General features: G+C 34.1%; 23 protein-coding genes and 1 pseudogene. 13 read left to right on the top strand and 11 right to left on the bottom strand.

Annotated elements, in window-relative coordinates:
* Positions 1-33: 33 nt before the first annotated feature.
* From A9178_RS04960 to arsC, 5 genes and pseudogenes are all read left to right on the top strand, one after another.
* On the top strand, positions 34-651 hold the full coding sequence (locus tag A9178_RS04960; RefSeq protein ID WP_068672957.1) for a CadD family cadmium resistance transporter: 618 nt from the start codon (positions 34-36) through the stop codon (positions 649-651).
* A gap of 223 nt (positions 652-874) precedes the next feature.
* Complete coding sequence (locus A9178_RS04955) at positions 875-1,201, top strand: ArsR/SmtB family transcription factor (RefSeq protein WP_068672955.1); 327 nt, start codon at positions 875-877, stop codon at positions 1,199-1,201.
* A gap of 57 nt (positions 1,202-1,258) precedes the next feature.
* Positions 1,259-1,666 carry an ArsI/CadI family heavy metal resistance metalloenzyme gene (locus tag A9178_RS04950; protein WP_068672953.1) on the top strand — a complete coding sequence of 136 codons (408 nt, stop codon included), beginning with the start codon at positions 1,259-1,261 and terminating at the stop codon, positions 1,664-1,666.
* Between the two features lie 44 nt (positions 1,667-1,710).
* A pseudogene (locus A9178_RS04945) lies at positions 1,711-3,008 on the top strand (arsenic transporter).
* Between the two features lie 13 nt (positions 3,009-3,021).
* Positions 3,022-3,444, top strand: coding sequence for an arsenate reductase (thioredoxin) (arsC, locus tag A9178_RS04940; RefSeq protein WP_068672951.1), 423 nt, complete (start codon positions 3,022-3,024; stop codon positions 3,442-3,444).
* Positions 3,445-3,889: 445 nt separating this feature from the next.
* Here arsC and A9178_RS04935 read toward each other — a convergent pair whose 3' ends face one another.
* The gene (locus A9178_RS04935; RefSeq protein WP_068672949.1) at positions 3,890-4,129 is read right to left on the bottom strand and encodes a hypothetical protein; all 240 of its coding nucleotides are present in this window, start codon (positions 4,127-4,129) and stop codon (positions 3,890-3,892) included.
* Between the two features lie 131 nt (positions 4,130-4,260).
* On the opposite strand from A9178_RS04935, the gene A9178_RS04930 reads away from it, so the two are divergent.
* The 4 genes from A9178_RS04930 (at position 4,261) to A9178_RS04915 (ending at position 7,753) form a co-directional block, all read left to right on the top strand.
* Positions 4,261-4,977 (top strand): response regulator transcription factor, encoded by a 717-nt coding sequence (locus tag A9178_RS04930; protein ID WP_068672946.1) that lies wholly within the window; start codon positions 4,261-4,263, stop codon positions 4,975-4,977.
* Positions 4,952-6,322 (top strand): sensor histidine kinase, encoded by a 1,371-nt coding sequence (locus A9178_RS04925; protein ID WP_068672944.1) that lies wholly within the window; start codon positions 4,952-4,954, stop codon positions 6,320-6,322. The genes A9178_RS04930 and A9178_RS04925 overlap by 26 nt, the downstream gene beginning before the upstream one ends.
* Positions 6,323-6,600: 278 nt before the next feature.
* Positions 6,601-7,161: a hypothetical protein gene (locus tag A9178_RS04920; RefSeq protein WP_068672942.1), complete on the top strand. Its 561-nt coding sequence runs from the start codon at positions 6,601-6,603 to the stop codon at positions 7,159-7,161.
* Between the two features lie 61 nt (positions 7,162-7,222).
* Positions 7,223-7,753 carry a spore coat protein gene (locus A9178_RS04915; RefSeq protein WP_068672940.1) on the top strand — a complete coding sequence of 177 codons (531 nt, stop codon included), beginning with the start codon at positions 7,223-7,225 and terminating at the stop codon, positions 7,751-7,753.
* A gap of 331 nt (positions 7,754-8,084) precedes the next feature.
* Here the strand turns inward: A9178_RS04915 and A9178_RS04910 are convergent, their stop codons facing one another.
* The 8 genes from A9178_RS04910 to A9178_RS04875 all read right to left on the bottom strand — a co-directional run bounded on the left by A9178_RS04910 (position 8,085) and on the right by A9178_RS04875 (position 15,986).
* The gene (locus A9178_RS04910; RefSeq protein ID WP_068672938.1) at positions 8,085-8,420 is read right to left on the bottom strand and encodes a hypothetical protein; all 336 of its coding nucleotides are present in this window, start codon (positions 8,418-8,420) and stop codon (positions 8,085-8,087) included.
* Between the two features lie 219 nt (positions 8,421-8,639).
* Positions 8,640-9,167 carry a CueP family metal-binding protein gene (locus tag A9178_RS04905; protein ID WP_068672936.1) on the bottom strand — a complete coding sequence of 176 codons (528 nt, stop codon included), beginning with the start codon at positions 9,165-9,167 and terminating at the stop codon, positions 8,640-8,642.
* Positions 9,168-9,330: 163 nt separating this feature from the next.
* Positions 9,331-10,035: a cytochrome c biogenesis CcdA family protein gene (locus A9178_RS04900; protein WP_060681782.1), complete on the bottom strand. Its 705-nt coding sequence runs from the start codon at positions 10,033-10,035 to the stop codon at positions 9,331-9,333.
* 30 nt (positions 10,036-10,065) lie between these two features.
* Positions 10,066-10,641, bottom strand: a complete 576-nt coding sequence (resA, locus tag A9178_RS04895; RefSeq protein WP_068672934.1) for a thiol-disulfide oxidoreductase ResA — start codon at positions 10,639-10,641, stop codon at positions 10,066-10,068.
* A gap of 186 nt (positions 10,642-10,827) precedes the next feature.
* Positions 10,828-12,999 (bottom strand): copper-translocating P-type ATPase, encoded by a 2,172-nt coding sequence (locus A9178_RS04890; protein WP_068672932.1) that lies wholly within the window; start codon positions 12,997-12,999, stop codon positions 10,828-10,830.
* A gap of 187 nt (positions 13,000-13,186) precedes the next feature.
* Positions 13,187-13,867 carry a response regulator transcription factor gene (locus A9178_RS04885; protein WP_068672930.1) on the bottom strand — a complete coding sequence of 227 codons (681 nt, stop codon included), beginning with the start codon at positions 13,865-13,867 and terminating at the stop codon, positions 13,187-13,189.
* Complete coding sequence (locus A9178_RS04880; protein WP_068672929.1) at positions 13,860-15,248, bottom strand: sensor histidine kinase; 1,389 nt, start codon at positions 15,246-15,248, stop codon at positions 13,860-13,862. Before A9178_RS04880 ends, A9178_RS04885 begins: the two co-directional genes overlap by 8 nt.
* 12 nt (positions 15,249-15,260) lie before the next feature.
* Positions 15,261-15,986, bottom strand: a complete 726-nt coding sequence (locus A9178_RS04875) for a cytochrome c biogenesis CcdA family protein (RefSeq protein ID WP_068672927.1) — start codon at positions 15,984-15,986, stop codon at positions 15,261-15,263.
* A 289-nt stretch (positions 15,987-16,275) separates the two neighbouring features.
* On the opposite strand from A9178_RS04875, the gene A9178_RS04870 reads away from it, so the two are divergent.
* The 4 genes from A9178_RS04870 (at position 16,276) to copZ (ending at position 19,989) form a co-directional block, all read left to right on the top strand.
* Positions 16,276-16,884: an NAD(P)/FAD-dependent oxidoreductase gene (locus tag A9178_RS04870; RefSeq protein WP_068673598.1), complete on the top strand. Its 609-nt coding sequence runs from the start codon at positions 16,276-16,278 to the stop codon at positions 16,882-16,884.
* Between the two features lie 165 nt (positions 16,885-17,049).
* Entirely contained in the window at positions 17,050-17,355 is a 306-nt protein-coding gene (locus A9178_RS04865) for a metal-sensing transcriptional repressor (RefSeq protein WP_060681789.1), read from the top strand.
* Positions 17,356-17,368: 13 nt separating this feature from the next.
* On the top strand, positions 17,369-19,753 hold the full coding sequence (locus tag A9178_RS04860; protein ID WP_068672925.1) for a heavy metal translocating P-type ATPase: 2,385 nt from the start codon (positions 17,369-17,371) through the stop codon (positions 19,751-19,753).
* 29 nt (positions 19,754-19,782) lie between these two features.
* Positions 19,783-19,989, top strand: a complete 207-nt coding sequence (gene copZ, locus A9178_RS04855; RefSeq protein WP_068672923.1) for a copper chaperone CopZ — start codon at positions 19,783-19,785, stop codon at positions 19,987-19,989.
* A gap of 147 nt (positions 19,990-20,136) precedes the next feature.
* Here copZ and A9178_RS04850 read toward each other — a convergent pair whose 3' ends face one another.
* Both A9178_RS04850 and A9178_RS04845 read right to left on the bottom strand, forming a co-directional pair.
* Entirely contained in the window at positions 20,137-20,526 is a 390-nt protein-coding gene (locus A9178_RS04850; protein WP_068672921.1) for a hypothetical protein, read from the bottom strand.
* 285 nt (positions 20,527-20,811) lie between these two features.
* Positions 20,812-22,326, bottom strand: coding sequence for a multicopper oxidase domain-containing protein (locus A9178_RS04845; protein WP_068672919.1), 1,515 nt, complete (start codon positions 22,324-22,326; stop codon positions 20,812-20,814).
* Between the last annotated feature and the right edge of the window lie 61 nt (positions 22,327-22,387).

Genomic DNA, 22,387 nt, shown 5'->3' with positions numbered 1-22,387 from the left:
AAAGCCCTATCCAGAAGTATTGGAGATGAAATAATGATTGCAACGGCACTTACAGCAGCTGCAGTTTATGTAGCAACAGGGATTGACTATCTTATTATTTTAATCCTTTTGTTTTCGCAAATAAAAAAAGGGCAAGCAAAACATATATGGATTGGACAATACATAGGTACAGCAATTATTATAGCTGCAAGTCTATTGGTTGCCCTAGGTATTACATGGTTAATTCCTGAGCAATGGGTTTTAGGTCTCCTTGGGCTTATTCCCCTTTATCTTGGTATTAAGATTTGGATCATGGGAGAGGAGGATGAAAGTGAAAGCAATATATTATCTCTATTTTCCTCCAATCGATTTAATCAATTATATTTAACCGTTACATTTATTGTCCTGTCTTCCAGTGCAGATGACTTTTCTATCTATATACCTTATTTCACGACATTAAATACGATAGAAATCCTTGTTGCTAGTATTGTCTTTTTCATTATGGTTGGGGTTTTATGCTTTATTAGCTATCGCTTAGCTTCCTTAGATTTTGTATCGGAAAAAATTGAGAAATATGAACGTTGGATTGTACCAATTGTATTTATTGGGCTAGGGATATATATTATGTTTGAAAATGGTACATTAAAAGCATTATTCTCATTCCTATTTTAACAAACGGGGTGCGTTGATCCAAGAAGGATTCACGCACCCTTTGTTTTTATGCTAACTGGGTAGTGCAATAGTGGTGTAATACGATTAAGATATCACTTAGAGTTAAGAAGTACTTTCAATAAATCAATTTTTTTGATTTAGTTATTGCCTTTATTAAAAAAATAAATTATGCGTAAATTATGATTTATATATCAAAAAAAATTGATGAAAGGGGGATTTTAATTTGGAAGCAGTAAAACCAACATTTCAACAATTTGAAAAAAAGTTTAAAGCTTTTGCTGATCAAAAAGGGTTAGAAATAATGTATGAGCTTGCTCAAAGAGGTCAAACTTGTGTATGTGATTTAACGGAAGAATTTAGTGTTTCACAGTCAAAATTATCTTATCATCTTAAAATTTTATTAGATGCAAACTTAATTGTTAAAGAAACGAAGGGTACTTGGAGTTATTACGATATAAATGAAAAAGAAGTAAATGGGTTACTCTCTGAAGAACTTTGCTGTATTTTTAGAAAAACGGAGAATAAAGCTGCAAATAATAGTTGTTGTTAATATTTATACTATCAATCAACCTTTTTTGATTTAATGAATATCTGGGAGGAATTTTAGATGAAATATGTTCACGTGGGGATTAATGTAACCGATTTGGAAAGATCAATTGACTTTTATCAAAAAGTATTTGGTATGAAGGCTGTAAAAACAAAAGCTGATTATGCGAAATTCTTATTAGAGGAGCCGGGATTAAATTTCACATTAAATGTTAAAGGTGAAGTACTAGGTAATCAAGTAAACCATTTTGGGTTCCAAGTTAATAATGTTGAAGAAGTACTTACTCATAAAGAGAGATTAGAAAAAGAAGGATTCTTTGCTCGTGATGAAATGAATACAACATGCTGCTATGCTGTTCAAGATAAATTTTGGGTTACAGATCCAGATGGGAATGAATGGGAGTTCTTTTATACAAAAGAAGATAGTGATATAGAACAAGTTGATGGAGAAACTTGTTGTGTAGGTTAATAAACATCGAAGATATTTCTTGCTATTAATTGGAGGTTTATTTTTTGTCAACAACATTGATATTAGCACTTATTATTTTTATTGCTACATTAATTTTCGTTATTTGGCAGCCTAAAGGATTAAATATCGGTTGGTCTGCCTGTGCTGGAGCAATCATTGCTCTTTTAGTAGGAGTTGTTGGATTTAGTGATGTCTTAGAAGTAATAGACATTACTTGGAACGCAACATTATCGTTTGTTGCAATCATCCTTATTTCATTAATATTAGATCAAATTGGTTTGTTTGAGCGGTCTGCTCTACATATGGCGAGGATTGCAAAAGGAAATGGAATTAAAATGTTTGTCTATGTGAGTATTTTAGGTGCGATTGTTGCTGCATTATTCGCCAATGATGGAGCTGCATTAATATTAACACCAATTGTACTTGCAATGGTTCGTCATTTGAAATTCAAGGAAAAAATGTTTTTTCCGTTTATTATTGCTAGTGGTTTTATTGCTGATACAACATCATTACCATTTATCGTAAGTAACTTGGTAAATATTGTTTCTGCTGATTTCTTTGGAATTGGATTCCTCGAATATGCTGTGAGGATGGTTATTCCAAACATTTTTTCACTAATTGCAACGATTACCGTCTTACTCATTTATTTCAGAAAAAGTATCCCTAAAACATACGATTTGTCTAAATTAAGAAAACCAGTAGAAGCGATCAAGGACCAAAAATTGTTCCGTTTGTCTTGGTTTGTTTTAACTGTATTATTAATTGGTTACTTTACTAGTGAATTCATTCATATTCCTGTTTCCATTGTGGCAGGTATTGTTGCGATACTTTTTATTCTGATGGCTAGAAGAAGCGAAGTAGTAGATACAAAATCAGCAATTAAAGGAGCGCCTTGGAATATTGATTTTTCTCAATAGGAATGTATGTCGTTGTTTATGGATTAGGAAATGCAGGACTTACTTCTGTCTTGGCAGGTGTTATTCAAGAAGTGGCTGAAGAAGGATTGTTAATTGCTACCGTTTCTATGGGCTTTATAGCAGCTATTCTATCTGCAATTATGAATAATATGCCAACTGTTATGATTGATGCTTTGCCAATTGCAGAAACAAATACATCAGGTGTAATACGAGAGGCACTTGTTTATGCGAATATTATAGGATCTGATTTAGGACCAAAAATCACTCCAATTGGGTCACTCGCCACATTGGTATGGCTTCACGTTTTATCCCAAAAAGGGATGAAAATATCGTGGGGAACGTATTTTAAAACTGGGGTTGTTTTAACGATACCCATCCTATTGATAACATTAATTGGACTTTATATTTCATTACTATTTTTCTAAAGGAGAATGAGCTATGACAAAAAAAATAATCTACTTTCTATGTACTGGGAATTCGTGCCGAAGCCAAATGGCAGAGGGTTGGGCAAAAAAATACTTAAACCAAGAGGAATGGGAAGTTAAAAGTGGTGGAATTGAAGCACACGGACTGAACTCGAATGCAGTTAAAGCAATGAAAGAAGCAGGAATTGACATATCAAATCAAACATCGGATATTATCGATTCTGAAATACTAAACAACGCAGCTTTAGCTGTTACCCTTTGTGGTGATGCAAAAGATAAATGTCCTGTTACACCACCTAAAGTCAAAAGGGAACACTGGGGATTTGATGATCCTGCAAGAGCAGAAGGAACGGAAGAAGAAAAATGGGCAGTTTTCCAGCGTGTTCGTGATGAAATTGGCAATCGAATCAAACACTTTGCTGAGACAGGGGAATAAAAAAACACCAAGAAATTCTCTTGGTGTTTTCTCTTGTAATATATAAGTCTTTACTAATAAATATTGTGAATAATTCATTTAAACTAACGGAAGTTTGATGAAATAAGTGTTAGGATTACCTTCAATATACAATCAATTATACATTGGTTTTATATTGAAGGTTCTTTGATTTGCAAAATACTATCATTTCATGCATGAGTTAAAGTTTTATGTTAAACGGGTTAAACAGTAACATCGATTATCATGATTTAAAAGGAATGATCACACTTACAGTCGCTCCTTTATAAAGAGATTACGATTAAATTAATCCTTCTGATAATTTTTTAATGCTAATTTGGTGGCATAATACACAACGATACCGATAGATGCAAGGTTAAGTATCCATCCAAGTAACCCATAACCCATCATATTCATCATCCCCATTATACAGGATCACCTCTTTAAACTATAAATTATACATCATATCACGGAATTCAGTATCGTTTTGCATCATACCATTGTCGCCATGACAGTTATTAAACATTTCTTCCTGCTGTTCTGGTGATAAATTAGGATGCATTTCTTCAATATGCGGTTGCATTTCCTCAAAGTTGAAGATGCCATTTTCATTTGATTCGGCCGCAACAAAAGTTGCACTTCCTAATAGAACCGCTCCAGTTAATAACCCTACTACTAATTTTTTCATATAAAACATCTCCTTTCTTAACTACATCATACCTTTCATATATGGAGAATTTGTGGTGAACTTATGTGGAAGTTGTGAAGATTATCATTTTCATTTTAATTGATGATACTATATGAAAGAGGTGGTTTAACATGACTAAAATTCTTATTGTTGACGACGAAGATATGATTCTTGAAGTGTTAGAAGCTTATTTTGAAAAAGAGGGATGGGAAACCATTCTTGCCTCTAATGGAATAGAAGCGTTAAAAAAAATAAAAGAAAATAATCCGGATATTATTATTTTAGATCTTATGCTACCAGATATATCAGGTGAAGAGATATGTAGATTAACGAGAAATGAAAGTGATGTTCCTATCATTATGTTAACAGCAAAATCGACAGAAGACGATTTAATTAACGGAATCGTTATTGGGGCGGATGACTATGTTACAAAGCCTTTTAGTCCAAGAGAAGTCGTAATAAGGGCTAAGGCTATTTTACGTAGGTTAAAAAGAATAAATAGTGGAAAGCATTTATCGTTCAATGAAGGAAAGCTAACAATAGATCTTTTAAAGAAGGAAATCACATTGAATAATCAGATCATCCCACTAACTCCTATTGAGTATAAGCTTTTAATAGCTATGGCAAGCTATCCCGGACGAGTTTACAGTCGTTTGGATTTACTGGAAAAGATTCAGGATGATGGAACTTATTTTGAAGGATATGAACGAAGTGTTGATACGCATATAAAAAACCTTCGGAAAAAGATTGAAACAGATTCTCGTCACCCAGAATATATTTTAACTGTTTTTGGGATGGGATATAAGTTTGGAGGAACATCTGATGCGTCGATTGACACTTCGTTCTAAAATCCTGTTTTACCTATTAGTTGTGTCACTTTGTGGTATTTTTCTTACTAGTTTCTCTATATTATGGGGGTTTGAAGATCAATTCAACGAATATTTACAAAATAATAGAGAGGAAAGCAGTAAACTTATAGAAAATGAAGCAATTAATTCTTATAAAGAAACAGGGGAACTTATTGATAACCAACTAACAAATTTAATGCATCAACAAGCTATGACGGATAATTTATTTTATAGAATTTCTGATGAAGACGGACAAATAATAGCTGATACAACGATGATGCTTGGAATGATGGATAGCATGGGGATGCATTCGGAAACCGATATGAAAACGGAATACCAGATACATTCTTATGATTTAACATTTGATGAAAGACATATAGGCAATATGAAAGTTTATTACCCAAAGGAAATGATAGGGGAAGACATTGCTTTTTTAAATACAATTAAATCGAATATTTATCTTGCTATTATAGTTACAGTTGTTTTAGCGTTCGTGTTTAGCCTATTGTTTTCTAAGCGCCTAACAACTGGGTTTCGAAAATTATCAAAAGCTATTCAAGAATTACAAGACCATAAATGGCGAACGCGTGTACCAGTTAAGGAATTGTCAAATGAAATGAAGCCACTTGGTGAATCGTTTAATCGACTTGCTGAATCATTATCAAAAGAAGAGGTGCTTCGTAAACAGTTTACTGCTGATTTTGCTCACGAAATACGAACCCCACTTGCGACACTAAGAAGTCAAATGGAAGCTTTTCAGGATGGGATATTTGAGCCAACGCCAAAAAGGTTGCAGCAAAGTCATGATGAATTGATGCGTTTAGTGCGCCTTGTCGGTGAATTAGAAGAGTTACTTGCCGCTGAAAATCCACAAATAAAGTTGAACAAAACTAATATAGAAGCAGGTGAAATATTACGTTCAATGGAAGGGCAATTTTTGTCAGTATTTCAGGATAAAGGTGTTATATTAAACATTCAAAAACCTAAAAGAGAATATTGGTTTAAAGCGGATCGTGATCGTGTTGCACAGATTTTGATGAATATAATAAATAACGCTCTTCAATATACCCCAAAAGGAAAAAAGGTATCGATAAAGCTAGAGGGTTCTACTGATTATATAGGTTTCCTTGTGAAAGATGAAGGGATTGGAATTGCTGAGGAAGATATTCCTTATCTTTATGAAAGGTTTTATCGTGGGGATAAATCCAGAGATAGGAAAACAGGTGGAATAGGTATTGGATTGTCCATTGTGAAGGCATTAGTAGATGCACATCAAGGGAAAATTCAGATAGATAGTAGATTAAATATTGGAACGAAGGTTTCTATTCTTTTTCCAAAGCATTGAAGGAATGCATGTTTAATGTGATTTATTTGAAGTTTACCAAACTATAAGACCCTAGTAACGCTCTAAGTTGAAAACTTGGAGCGTTTTTCGCTAAGTAAATATTATTATCTTAACTAAGCATAAGGAATATCTAAACTCATTAATAATGAAATTACAGTTTTATGCAGTTAACTCTTTTATGTTTATTTTTAAATACATAAACCTCCTATGGGTATATCATAATGCGGGTTAACAGTGAATACAATAAAAGTGGACAAACTAAGATTGGGGTTGAAATAATGTCAATTTCATTATTTTTTATACTTTTGTTGTGTGCCACCCAAGTTATAACAACCATTATTTATGTAGCATATTACCGAAATTGGGTAACAAAAATGTATGGAATGATGATATCCATGTCATTAGGGATGTCGGCAGGAATTCTAATGGGAACTATTTTAGGCGTCATCTATCATGGTGATTTATTTAAATCAACCATTTTCGCTATATTGATTGGATTGGTTATTGGGTTTTTAGCAGGATTACCTATAGGTCTTCCTGCTGTCATTGATGGCATACTCTCTGGACTAATGGGGGGGATGATGGGAGCCATGCTAGGAGATATGGTAGCAATGACGAGGCCGAATGCAATCATTAACATTATTGCTGTGATGATAACAATGGTTTTGTTACTTGTTTTATATACAGCAGAAGAATCGATTCGTAAACAAGCCAACCAACAAATTCTTTCCTTTTTTAAATATCCATTCTTAATGATTTTTACCATTGCAATATTATTCTTGGTATTGAATTACATTGATCCACTCGATTTTCACTCTCTAGATAAGAGTGGGCATTAATAACAGATTTTCATTAAACAGCATAAATTAAAGGGATTTTATTTAATGAAAGGTGAGTTATATGTCAACTTTACCATCCGTAGACCTTGGCTTAATGGCCGAACATTTGTCTACACACGAAGGAATGATAAATAAGTTAAAAGTCTATCATATTAACACTACAAACCCAGATTTGAAAAGTATTATTGCTCTCCAGATAAATGTCATGATGTCGCATGTTAGGGTAATGTTATCTTTAATTAATCCTGATAATAATGAGTATGTTGAGGTTCCGGATTTAAATATGTATGATGTAAGCAACCAAAGAGCAGATGGTACGGGAATTAATAAATACAACGATAAATGGATTGCATTAGAAGCACATGCTGGTGCTAAATTGATGTCAAATGAAAATGAAAATTATACTTCTGCTTTATTAATGAAAAATAGAAATGTTAGAAATGCCCATGTGGAAATGGCTTTGCAACAGTTAGAAATTCAAAAAAGATATTCTGATTTTATCAATCGTATGGGTTGGTCATTTGTTCCCAATGTAGACGCTCAGGAACAAGTAAAGACCTATCAACATTTTCAGCACTTGTTAAATAATTAAATATAGAAAAAGTCTTAATAACGTTATGAAGAAGAAGAGAAAATTATATAAACTATTTTAGTTGGGAAAATTAATAAAATATTGGTATGATAGTTGTAATTAGATTTATCCCAGATTAACTTGGGATTTATTTGTCGATATTTATTACCTGCTAAATAAATTAATAATAAAATGATTTCCGAATAATAAAAAAGCGTCATTCATTTCATTGGATGATTTAGATCATTGTAATTAGAATATTAGTTTATTGTATTGAAAAGCACTGATAACAGTATACCTCCAAACTGTAATTAGTGCTTCTTTACCATTTCACGCGAACGGGTCTATTAATTTATGATCTTTTTTTCAGTAAAATGAATGATTCGTCAATTGAAACATAAATATGAAACACTACTCCTCTTTTTAAATGTAATGTCCTCATTATTTCCTCTGGAATTCGAATAGATCCTTTGTTAGAAATAATCATTATGTTTTCCACTGTTTCACCAATCAGCTTCTTAATGATCAATTCTTTTGAGTGTGTAGTTAAACTTACTGTAACTTCATCTCCTACTATTAATGACAGTGAATTTCTAATAGTAATTGGAAGTGTTATACACTGGGATTTATTTAGAATACAAAATAAACCTGTATTAATTAGTTTATTTTGGGAAGTATCTTCGTACATAAACAAACACCTCAATGTTTTTTAAAGAATTATAACAAGAAAATATAAAAAAATTCTGCAGAAAAATAAAAAGTGAGGAGGAGATAATTAGCTAAAGGAAAAGAATCGGGTTACTTATCTTTGATAAGACCCGATTCTAATGAAAGTATCACATATAAAATCCACACTTTTTTCATTTCTTTTGTTTTAAAAGTATAGGAATCCTAGAATCAATCAACACTAAATTAACTGCATTGTTGTTATACAAGTATTGTCACCTTCAAAAGTGGAAATCTCAGATTCAGCTGTTTTTCCATCATATTGAATCTTCACGTTATATGATTTGTCATGTGGTAACCAAAAATCAATAAATCCATTCTTTAATGATGTCATGGTTTCATCCACAACTACATTACCTTCTTCATCTTCAATATAAACATCAAATTCTTTTTCTACTAATTCTCCTTGGCAACCAGTTAAGCTATGATTGGTACAAGGGTGTGTCGTCTCAACAAATGGTGCGATGGAAACAAAAAATTCATCTTCGGGAAGATCGTAGGTAGTCTCTTTATTATCAATATCAGTTACAATAAGCTCTTCTGAAGTAATAGAAGCAGACACATCATCGGAATCCCCGACACTGTATTCTTGGACCATTTTCTTGATATCTTGTGGTTCTTTTTCATTTGATGTACTTTCGCTTTCACTACAAGCAGCAACTATTAAAATAAGTAATAATCCAATAACTGCCATTAATCCTTTTTTCATATATTGTTCGACTCCTCTTTCATCTAATTTGTTAAATCTTAATATATACTACCATGTAAAACAAACGATATTCTACATTGTAACTAAATCTACAAGACAAATTATAATGCTCAAATATGCATTATTCGTGCAGATGTAATAGATAAATTATGGGAAATATATTTTAAAATCCATAAAAACCAAACCATCCAGCTAAGAAGGAAGTTAATTTCGTCAACCAATCAAAGAATAGTGCTACTCCCATGAAAATCATAATGTATCCACCAATTTTAATTAATTTTAGGCTATGTTTTTTAATCCATTTAATTTTACCAATAAACAATGCCAATAATAGAAATGGGATCGAAAAACCTAAAACATAACTAATCATCATAATCATACCAACATCAGGATTTGTTGCAGCTAATGATAACACAATAGCTAGTATTGGACCGGTACAAGGAGTCCATCCCAAAGAGAATGCCATTCCTATGATGAAAGAACCAACATAACCGCCGGGACGATTTTTGAATGTGATTTTTTTATTCTTCATTAGAAATTTAAAATTAAAAATTCCAACAATCACTAGTCCAAAGAAAATAATTAAAATAGCACCAATTTGTCTAATGGCATCTTGGTAGGTTAATAGAAATTCCGATATATAAGAGGTGGTAAAACCAATCATAATAAAAATGCTTGAGAACCCTAGTAAAAATAGAACGGTATGTAAAAGAGCTTTTTTATTCATCTTTTTATTTTCTTCATTTATCTCACTTACGCTCATTCCGGTAATATAAGATAAAAATGCTGGATATAGTGGTAATACACACGGTGAAATAAAAGAAAGGAAACCAGCACCAAAAGCTAGAAATATATTTATTTCATTCAAATTTTATCCCCCTTTTTAGAAAATCGCAGTCTATTGTTTTGGTAATATTTCTTTAAAATAAGTCTCCAAACTCTCTAATGATAAGGCTCCATTTACAACTCTCTGAATTTTTCCATCCGGATTAATGAATATGGAACTTGGAATTGGTCCTATTTTGTATAAATCCCTTACTTCTCCTGTTTTATCATGGGGAATTGGAAAGGTTAGATCATATTTATCAATAAAACGATTTACAACCAATTCTGTACTATCTAAACTAACTGCAATAATCTCAATTCCTTTTTCTTTATATTCGGGATAAAGTGCTTGCATGTAAGGCATTTCATCCTCACACGGTTTACACCAAGTACCCCAAAAGTTCAGCATAATTCCTTGCCCTTTAAAATCACTTAGTCGTATAGATTCTAATTCACTATTTTTATTAATTTGCTTTAATTCAAAGTCAGGTGCTTCATCTCCGACCTGATAAATGGTTTTATCCGCTTGTATATTAGACACTAATGCAAATATAATTGCTCCAACCATTACAATTAATATAGAAGTTCTAAAAATTAATCGATTTTTCCTTTTATTTTTCTTCTTCTTTTTCTTTTCCTCCAAACTCATAAGTATGTATCACTCCTTATAGAAATATAGTATAACGGTACAGACACTCTCTGTTAGATTACGTTACAAGTTTGCAGAAATTAAGCAGATTCTTTGTACTATTTATGAACAGAAATTTACCTATAGAAAAATAAAAGGCTAAGCAATACGATACTTGCTTAGCCAAATATAGACTATTTATTTCCATTAATCGATTTTTAATAATTGAGCGTTTATTGCACAAATAATGGTACTGAGTGACATAACTGCGGCTCCGACGGCAGGAGTTATGACAAACCCAATATTGTACAATACACCTGCAGCTAAAGGAATGGCAATGATGTTATACCCAGCAGCCCATCCTAAATTTTGAACCATTTTCCTGCGACTTGCCTTAGACAATTTAATGATATTTAAAATGTCTACTGGATTACTGTTAACTAGTATGACATCAGCTGTTTCAATCGCAACGTCTGTACCCGCACCAATAGCAATTCCCAAATCAGCTTCCGCTAGGGCGGGGGCATCATTAATTCCATCTCCAATCATCGCTACTTTTTTTCCATTTTGTTTTAAATACTTCACATTATTTGATTTCTCATGGGGAAGTACTTCAGCGATGACTTTGGAAATACCTAGTTTTTCTCCTACATAATTTGCTACACGTGTGTTGTCACCAGTCATCATAACCGTCTCTATGCCACGGTCATTTAATTCTTTAATAACTTTATAAGAAGATTCACGGATGATATCAGCTAGGGCTATCATTCCTTGTAAGACATTGTCTTTAAGGACAAATACGACTGTTTTCCCCTGTAAAGCCAGTTGGTCATATGTTTTTTCATCAAAAGAAATTTTATTTGCTTTCATAGCACCGGGACTAATAACAGCTATTTCAGCATTACCTATTTTTGCTATTAACCCTTTTCCAGTTAAATTCTGATAATCCTTAACATCAAAGGCTTTCAAATTACGATCATTTCCTTCTTTTACAATTCCTTTAGCAATTGGATGATCTGATTGTGTTTCAACAGAATAAGCTAATTTCAATAATTCTTCTTCACTAATACCCTCGCTTGGATGGATATCTGTAACACCAAAATTACCTTCCGTAAGTGTACCTGTTTTGTCAAACACCACGCGGTCCAATTTAAATGCACTTTCAAATGCTACTCTATTTCGAATTAACAAGCCGTTTTTAGCTGCAATGGAAGTAGATCTAGATGTTACTAGTGGTGTTGCCAAACCAAGTGCATGTGGACAAGCAATAATTAAAACGGTAACCATTCGTTCCAAAGCAAAATCTAAATCCCCGTTAGTCCACCAAACTGCAAAGGTTATAATCCCTACTACAAGAGCAACATAGAATAACCACTTAGCAGCAATATCCGCAAAGCCTTGGGCCTTTGATTTCGATTTTTCTGCATCGCTTACCAATTTAATAACTTGGGATAGGTAGGTGTCATTTCCTGTTTTACTTACCTTAACTTTTAATACACCATCACCATTGACGGAACCACCTATCGCTTCCATTCCGGGTCCTTTTTCAACAGGGACAGATTCTCCTGTAAGCATAGACTCATCGACGGTAGATTCTCCTTCGTAAATTTCACCATCAATTGGAATCTTTTCACCCGATTTAACTAAAATCAGGTCACCCGGTTGTAAATCTTCGACTGTTACCTCAACAATATTTCCGGATTTGTCCAGTTTATGGGCTTCTTTTGGCATTAACTTGATTAGCTCTTCCAGTGCCTTTGAAGCACCCATCAGGGATTTCATTTCTATCCAATGTCCTAACAACATAATTACAATAAGAGTAGCTAATTCAAAGAAGAAGTCGCTGCCTTCGATAAAGAATGCTGTCAGTGTGCTATATACATAAGCGGCGATGATAGCTAAAGAAATTAACATCATCATTGCAGGCGATTTCTCTTTTAACTCATCCCATGCACCAAGTAAAAATGGTTTTCCACCATAGAAAAAGACAATCGTGGAAAGCAAGAAAAGTAAGAGGGTATCACCTGTGAAATTTACTTCATATCCAATCAGCATTTGAATCATTGGAGATAAGTATAAAATAGGAATTGATAAAACTAGGGATATCCAAAAACGTTTCTTAAAATCTTCTACCATATGTTCGTGATGTCCGCCGTGTCCACCATGTCCACCATGATGCCCACTATGTTCATGACTGTGGTCGTGATTTTTGTGTTCTTCATGTCCATGTTTGTGATGACCATGCATATCTTCATGTTCATGATTGTGATGTTGATGACTGCGATGTTCTTGTTCCTCATGTTGTTTATGATTATGATGGTCATGTTCTCTATGCCTATTGTGGTTGTGTTGATTCTCTTCATTTCCTTTGTTATTCATTATTACTCCTCCTTTGGTATGGATATTTAGATGAATTTCCTATTATTTTCTGTATTATTCATCCTTCTATCCATACTATATCATACTATACCCCTGTATAGTATTAATAAGGATATGATTTTATGTAAAAGATTTGTGTCAAAACAAAAGGTCTTCTTTTATAATTGTATTAAAGACCTTTTTATACCTATAATGAAGGCTTGTTTACCCATTTATATCCAATACCCCAAACAGTTATTAAATAATCATCTATGGGAAATCCAGATTGACGAATTTTATCTCGCATGTTCCGTACATGGGAATCAACTGTTCTTCCTTCTGTGTGCGAATCATATCCCCAAATTAATTCAATTAATTGTTCTCTAGTATACACTTGGTTTGGTTTTCTCATAAAATAACCTAGCATGGTAAATTCCTTTGGCGTTAACTTTAATGTATTATTTTTATATGATAACTCAAACTCATCCTCATTCCATAAGAGACCATTTACTTCAATCTTCCTCGCAGGTTTCATTCTACGTAATACCGCTTCTATTCTTGCTAATAGCTCATCTTCGTCAAAGGGTTTCGTTACATAATCATCTGCACCTAATTTTAACCCTTTTACAATATCCTCTTTCTGTTCACGAGCAGTTACCATGATGATAGGGATGTCCGAATCCTTTCTAATTTCTTGGCATAACTCCCAGCCGTTCATTTTAGGCATCATAATATCTATAAGTACTATGTCAAAAGTTTCTTCTTTTAAAAACGATAATGCTTCTTTAGCATTAATAGCTTTTTTACATATATAACTATGTGGTCTCAAATATAATGCTAATAAATCGAGCATTCGTTTTTCATCATCTACTAATAGAGCTTTAACCATTATATTCACCTCCTGTTAAATGAACAATAACTCTTGTACCCTTTCCAAGTTCACTTTCGATTTCAATCGTACCTCCGTGAGATTCTATAATTTCTTTTGCAATAGCTAATCCTAATCCCGTTCCACCGCTTTCTCTGGAACGCGACTTTTCTACACGGTATAACCGTTCAAATAAATAAGGTAACTCCTCTTTTGGAATTCCTTCTCCTTCATCTGAAATAGTTATAGAAATTTCTCTATCATACTGGGTCACCTCTAATGATATAGACTTTCCTTCGGGTGTATGTTTTCTGGCATTATCTAGTATATTTAATAAAACCTGTTGGATCCTATCGGGATCAATATTACCTATGATATCTACTGGGCATGAAGCAAAAAGTGTAATATTTTTTTCTTCCAGTACTGGAGAAATTCGTTCTTCAATCGTTTGGATTAGTTGTCTAAAATTAACCTTTTTTCGATTAATTACAAACCTATTCTCATCCATTCTAGCAAGATCAAATAGATTTTTAACTAGAACTGTCAAATGCTCTGTTTCTTCCCGTATAATATCTAGATATTCTTTTCTTTCTTCATCTGTTATGCCTTGCTTATTTATAATATCCGCATATCCTTTTATATAGGTTAATGGCGTTCTAAGTTCGTGAGAGATACTTGCCAAAAATTCATTTCTGTCATTTTTTAATCGTTCTAGATCACTAGATAACCTCATGATAGAACCAGCTAATTCACCTAGTTCATCTTTTCGTTCCATATGTAATTGCACTTTATTTTTCCCCTTGCTTAGCTGTTCTGTGGCTTCTTTCATTTTCATTAATGGTAACGTAATAAAACGAGAAAGAATAAAAACGGTGAAGATGGTTAGAACAATGGTGATTAGTCCAACTATGACAAATTGATCACTCAAATGATTAAGCCTATTTTTTACAATATTGGTATTAGCAAACATAAAGACATGCCCTTGATGTTCTTCATCAATAGTAATGGGGCTATCAACCGCTATATATTGTTTTTCTGACCAACGTTGTTCCACTACTTTTCCTACACTGGGTATATCCTTATAATCCGTATGATCAATTACTTCAAACATTTCCTTTTCAACAGGATCGGAATTAATGATGATGTTACCATTGGCATCTGTAATAATAACAGCAAATTCTGATTCTGACTCCATGATAGCAACATGCTCCAACGTTGATGAATCCAAGTTATTTTCCAAGACAGCACTATGTGTATTGGCACGAGCTAATAAACTATCCATCACTTCATCAATACGTTCATTTGCTATATTTGTATATAGAATAAAATAAACAAAAACCTCGATAATTAACATGAACACAAAGAATAATAGCCCAATTTTTAAGGATAATTTATTAAACATAATTGACCTCTTTTACCAGTAAGTTAAAGTATCCAGAATACCTATAACAAGAATGATAACTCCTGCAAGTTTCTGCACTAGTGACCCTATTTTTCTGCTTCTCTTTAATATAACGCCACTTGCCCCAAAATACCAAATAAGAAAAATAATTAATAAAAGTGGAAGAGAGGTTCCAATTCCAAATACAGAAGGTAATACAAATCCATATGATGTTTCTAATACAACTGGCATTAAGGTTAGTATAAATAATACAAACATAGTAGGGCAAAATGCTAACGTAAAACTCGCACCCATTAAAAAGCTTCCTAGATAACTATCTTTAAATTTAGTGGGTATTTTAAACATTTTTCCTGTTTTTCTCCAGCTAAATAACCCTATCATAAATAAACCAACCAGTATAAGTAACGGCCCAATTGCCTTTCTTAGAATCGGGAACATTTGTGTTAAAGTACTGTGTATTTCCTTCCCAAGTAACCAAATTATTAAACCGATTATTGAAAAAACAACTACCTTACCTAAAACAAATAGAAATACGTGTAACCAAGGGACTTTTTCAACTAACGATCTGTTACCATAAATAGTCATTGCACTGATATTGCCTGTTAGCTGACAAGGAGCAACGGCGCCAATTAACCCTAGAAAAAATGCAAATAACAGTGGAATGTGTTCATATCCATATGCAATTTGCTGAAGTGGTCCATTTAGCATAATGCCTATTTCATTAAAAAGATCGAACATACCAACTCACTCACTTTGAATTTAATAGTTTTATCCATTAACTAACATATAAAAAATATGTCCATTTTTTGTGCAGATTTCAGCAAAAAATAATTAAAGGTATTAACAATAGTGAGGATAAAGAATCTCATAATATTGTTTAGCATAAATTTTGACCACTTTTTATTACTTTACATACATTAGGGGGGTATAGTAATATCTAAGTAAGAGGATGTTGCATCAAAATTCTTTTTACGTTGTAAAGGTATATTTTATCTATTGTTACAAGAATATTGGGGGAGATAAGAATATGGAGAATAAAATAAAAATCGCTGTGAATGGTGGAATAGGGTTTGGTGCCAAACTTAAATCCAAACAACTTATGACAATCTCAAAATACATGAATGAGGAAGATGAACTGGAGTTAACTACCTTTCAACAACTCTATATAGAAATTCCAGAGGATAATAAAGACGAAGTAATTAAAGAATTCGAAAGTGTTGGTTTAAAATGTTATCCAGTTGGAAATTACGTAAAGAGCTTGAGAACCTGTAATTTTTGCAAAGGGGAAGAAAGGGAAGGGATGCCAGTTGCAAAAGAAATAAATCGCCGTATAGCAGGAAAACCTGTACCATTTACTCTAAAAGTTGCTTATACAGGTTGTATCATTGGTTGTGGTGAACCAATGTTAAGTGACTTAGGTGTAATGAAGTATGAAGATCATTATAATTTATATGTTGGTGGTAAAGCGAAAGGAAAAGATGCTGAGGTAGGTTCTTTACTCAAAGAAAATTTAACACCAGAAGAATTATACGATACAGTGGAAAAAATAATTGCTGTATATGCTGAAAAGGGGAAAAAACGGGAGACATTCCATAAATTTTTAAAACGGGTAGGTAAAGAACAATTAAAAAGCTAATAATAGACATTGGATAACAATTTACCATTAGTAGCTATGTAAGAAAATATCTAACATCAAAAAGTGTAAAATATTAAAAGATGTTTTCAAAAGTTAAGTTTCCCAATTGACAAACATACTGTACGGGGGTATGGTAAATGTATAAAAGAAAAGGAAGTGATTCATTTGGAAGAGAGATTCTTACATGATCACCCAAGTAAACCAAGAACGAAAGATGAAATACAGAAAACGATTAATCGTTTGAAACGAATTGAGGGTCAAGTTCGTGGGATACAGAAAATGGTTGAAGATGATCGATATTGTGTAGATATTTTAGTACAAATTAGTGCCATTCAATCAGCACTAAAAAATGTAGGATTTTCTATCACAGAAAGACACATTAACCATTGTGTTAGTGATGCTATTAAACAAGGTGAAGGAAAGGAAACTATTGAGGAATTAATGACTGTCATGAAGCAATTTTCCAAGTAAGGAGGGAATTATTATGAGTGAAACAAATCATACAACACTTGGTGTAACAGGGATGACCTGTGCAGCTTGTTCTAATCGTGTTGAAAAGGTTTTGAATAAAATGGATGGGGTTAAGGCTCAAGTTAATTTAACAACTGAAAAGGCAACAATAGATTATGACCCGGAGAAAACCTCTGTTGATGATATAACGAAAAAAATAGAGAATGTTGGGTATGGTGTTCTAACGGAGAAAACGGACCTAGATGTCTTTGGGATGACCTGTGCGGCTTGCTCTACCCGTATTGAAAAAGTATTGAACAAACAAGATGGAGTAAAACTTGCAACTGTTAACCTAACGACAGAAAGTGCATCAATTGAATATAATCCGGGGTTAATTGATGTAAAATCATTGATTGATAAAATCAAAAATACTGGCTATGATGCTAAACCCAAGGCAGAGGCTAAAGAAAAGCAATCTTATAAAGAAAAACAACTAAAAGATATGAAGACCAAATTAATCGTTTCAGCTATCCTTACTTCACCTTTATTAGTTACGATGCTTGTACATTTATTTGGCATGAGTATACCAGATATCTTCATGAATCCTTGGTTCCAGTTTGCTTTAGCAACACCAGTTCAATTTATTATCGGCTGGCAGTTTTATGTTGGGGCTTATAAGAACTTAAAAAATGGTGGAGCAAACATGGATGTACTTGTTGCTTTAGGTACAAGTGCTGCTTATTTTTATAGTTTATATGAAGCGTTCATGACAATTGGAAATCCAGAATATATGCCGCATTTATATTTTGAAACAAGTGCTGTAATAATCACATTAATTTTATTCGGTAAATATTTAGAAGCTAGAGCCAAAAGTCAAACAACAAATGCTTTATCTAAACTACTCAATTTGCAAGCAAAAGAAGCTCGTGTAATTCGAGATGGTAAAGAAATAATGATTCCTGCCAGCGATGTAGTTGTTGGTGATCATTTAATTGTAAAACCGGGAGAGAAAATACCTGTAGATGGTATTGTTATCAAGGGAAGAACTTCTGTTGATGAATCTATGCTTACAGGTGAATCAATTCCGATTGAAAAAGATTTAGGGGAACAATTAATTGGTTCTACTATTAATAAAAATGGTTCCATTGAAATGGAAGCAACAAAAGTAGGAAAAGATACAGCATTAGCATCTATTGTCAAGGTTGTTGAAGAAGCCCAAGGATCAAAGGCTCCAATACAACGATTAGCTGACGTTATTTCAGGTTATTTTGTTCCGATAGTCGTCGGTATTGCTATCTTAACCTTTATTATATGGATTACTTTAGTTCAACCCGGACAAATGGAATCTGCTTTAGTTGCGGCGATTGCTGTACTTGTTATCGCTTGTCCATGTGCTTTAGGACTCGCAACCCCAACGTCCATTATGGTTGGAACAGGAAAGGCTGCAGAAAGTGGGATTTTATTCAAAGGTGGAGAACACCTAGAGGGTACACATAAATTAGAAGCAATTGTACTTGATAAGACAGGTACAATTACAAAAGGGAAACCGGAAGTAACTGATTTTTCAGGTGATGAGGAAGCATTTCAATTATTAGCTAGTGCGGAAAAAGGGTCCGAACATCCACTTGCAGAAGCAATTGTTGCATACGCTACAGAGAATAATATCGACTTTTTAGATGTAGAACATTTCGAGGCAGTACCGGGTCATGGTATTGAAGCAGCAATTTCTGGAAAAAACATTCTTGTTGGTAATAGAAAGCTAATGAAAGATCATCAAGTGGATATAACAGGTTATGAAGAAAAATTGGTGCAATATGAAATAGACGGTAAAACAGCCATGTTAATTGCCATTGATGGTGGGTACCGGGGAACAGTTGCTGTTGCAGATACTATAAAAGAAACGGCTCCAGAAGCTATTAAACAATTAAAAGACTTAGGGATAGAAGTGTTTATGCTAACAGGTGATAATGAAAGGACAGCGAAAGCAATTGCAAAACAAGTTGGTATCGACCAAGTAATTGCTGAAGTATTACCTGAAGAAAAAGCAGCTAAAGTAAAAGAAATTCAAGAACAAGGCAAGAAAGTTGCAATGGTTGGAGATGGTGTAAACGATGCACCTGCACTTGTTACGGCAGATATTGGAATTGCTATTGGAACTGGTACAGAGGTGGCTATTGAAGCTGCTGATGTTACGATTCTTGGTGGTGAGCTATTGCTTATACCGAAAGCAATTAAAATCAGTCATGCAACGATTCGAAATATCCGTCAGAACCTTTTCTGGGCATTCGGATATAATACAGCCGGAATACCAGTTGCTGCAATTGGATTACTTGCACCGTGGATTGCTGGTGCAGCAATGGCGTTAAGTTCAGTAAGTGTTGTTACTAACTCACTTCGTCTTAAACGAGTGAAAATATAAAAATCTAATTTAAAGGAGGTGAAAAGGTTATGGAACAGAAAACATTAGAAGTTCAAGGCATGTCATGTGGTCACTGCAAAATGTCAGTTGAAGGTGCATTGAAAAAATTAGAAGGCGTATCAGCAGCTGAGGTTAATTTAGAAGCTGGTAAAGTAGATGTTACTTTTGATGAATCGAAGGTAAATGTTGATGCCATGAAAGAAGCAATTGAAGAACAAGGCTATGATGTTGCCTAAATATATGAAAAAGGCTGGTCTTTTCACAGAGAAGACCAGCCTTTTAATATACATTTCATGAGGTGTAAGGGTAGTTTTATATTTGGATGAAATAATGTTAGTTTCACTAAGGAAACCAATATGTTAATCCTTAGAAATTAGATAGTGTTAAAGAACAAACTTTACCAACACAGACATCAACGTAAAAATTAATAAAAACCCAACAATAAAGATTGTAATCCAAAGAGCGTTCCCTTTCTCTTGAAGATTTTTATACTCTTTATAAGTGAGTTCTCCTTTTGCAAATCTTAACCCATTGTCATTCGGTTCAATAGAATAAAGCTTTCCTTCTATGTCTTCCAAAATGACCTTTGTAATTAAAGTGGACTTATTCCCCATTTCCGTTTCAAGACTTACCCAATCACTTAAATTACTTTGGACCTTAAAACAGTTGCCGCCTGCGAAGTCAATCCTAATTAATTTGTATAAGGAGCTATCCCATATCTTTTTGGACATTTCATGAGTTTGTTGTTCAATAAAACTATAGGAAAAACACAAAACATCTCACCTCTACTCCACTTTTTCCCTAAAACAAAAAAGTTATTTAGATACAAATTTACTATTATTATATCATATGAAAATATTTTAAACTGTTAATTAAAATTAGTGGAATTTTTCTAAGACGACAGTAGATGATTTCAAGGATACCTAAATAATTAATAATCATTAAAACACCCTCAGTTTTAACCAATGTCATAGAGCGAATTGTCAATGGAATAGAGAGGGGCTGTACGTAATCCAAAACAATTCCGGACAGCCCTTCTTAATGTTTATTCCGTGAAATTAGTATACTTCTACCTGCCCCATCATACCGTTATCTTCATGCTCTAGAATATGGCAATGGTACATATAGATTCCCTCTTCCGGAAAGGTGACGAGCAGTCTGACTCGTTCGCCCGGTTCAATAAGAACATTATCTTTCAGACCTTGTTCATTCGGAGCTGGTTCCCTTCCATCACGCGATATGATTTTGAACTGAGTACCATGAATATGGAATGGATGTATCATTCCCCCCATTTCGTCTGGCTTGTTATAAACTTCCCAAACTTCCGGGACTCCTTTCTTTTGCCGTAAGTCAATCCGGTCAGGATCGAATTTCTTGCCGTTAATGGTGACCTTATCCATCATTCCAAACAATTCGATTTCCTTGGTAACTGGCAAGGATTTCTCTTCTTCTGTAAGGAAGGTAGTGTTGTCTGGCCAAGATATGGATTCCATCTTTTTCATTTCGCCATCATATTCCAAATCAAAAGGCAATAGGGCATTACCTTCCTCATCAGTGATGGCAATTGGCTCATCGGATTCCATCGCAGAAAAGTCAATTAGGATTTCTGCACGTTCCGATGGGGATAAAGTAATCTCATCTGTTCCAACTGGCTCACGCAATAACCCGCCATCCGAAGCAATTTGGGTGAATGAGGCATCATTGCTTAAACGGAACGTGTAATTTCGGGCATTCGCACCGTTAAGGATTCGAAAACGCATCAGCGGTTTTGTCACAGTCAGTTTCGGATTGACCGTACCGTTAACGAGCGATACATCCCCGATTGTTCCATCGTTGTTCATCAGATTCTTATAATCCAGTTGCTTGTTTTCGTCAAAGAGACGATCCTGAAAAATGAGAGGGATATCATCTACACCATAAGTATGAGGCAAAGCAGGAGCTTCTTCATCCGTCTCCTCCACATAGAGCATTCCTGCAAGCCCTTTGAACACTTGTTCAGCAGTCATTTCATGTGGATGTGGGTGATACCACAATGTCGCTGCCGGCTGATCTGCTTTTAAGGTGACGACTTTACTTTCACCCGGCTGGATTACATCACCCGGACCACCATCTTCACTTCCCGGTACTTCAAGACCATGCCAGTGAAATGTTGTTGGTTCATTTAACTCATTCCTGACTTTCATTTTTACGGTCTCACCCTCATTAAGCTGTAAAGTCGGTCCCAACAAATTCCCATTATATCCGTAAGTATTGGATAGAGAACCATCAAAGAATTGCGTCGTGCCTTCTTGTGCGACCACCTCATAATCGAAGTCTGAGTCCTTCTGTTTTTCCAGCAGGGGTGGTATTACTAACTCCTGAGTGCCTTTGGAGGCTTGAAGAGAGGGAATATTATCATGGTCCATGTGTTCTTCCATACCTTCCATGTTCTCATGGTTCATATCCATATTTTCTTCATGTTGCATTTCTTCAGATTCCATAGTTTGTTCTCCAGATTGTTGTTCTGTTGTGACGTTTGTACAACCCGTCAATATTAGCAACAAGCCTGCACCTGCCATTATAATTTTTTTCATTTGGTCGCTCCTTTATTCGTTCGTTCTTTGCATTTAGACTTCAGATGTGTTATATAGTTGT

The organism is Oceanobacillus sp. Castelsardo (assembly GCF_001659985.1).
GTDB lineage: Bacteria > Bacillota > Bacilli > Bacillales > Amphibacillaceae > Oceanobacillus.
Note: the sequence above shows the minus strand (reverse complement) of the source record. Positions and strands in the feature narration are given on the sequence as shown.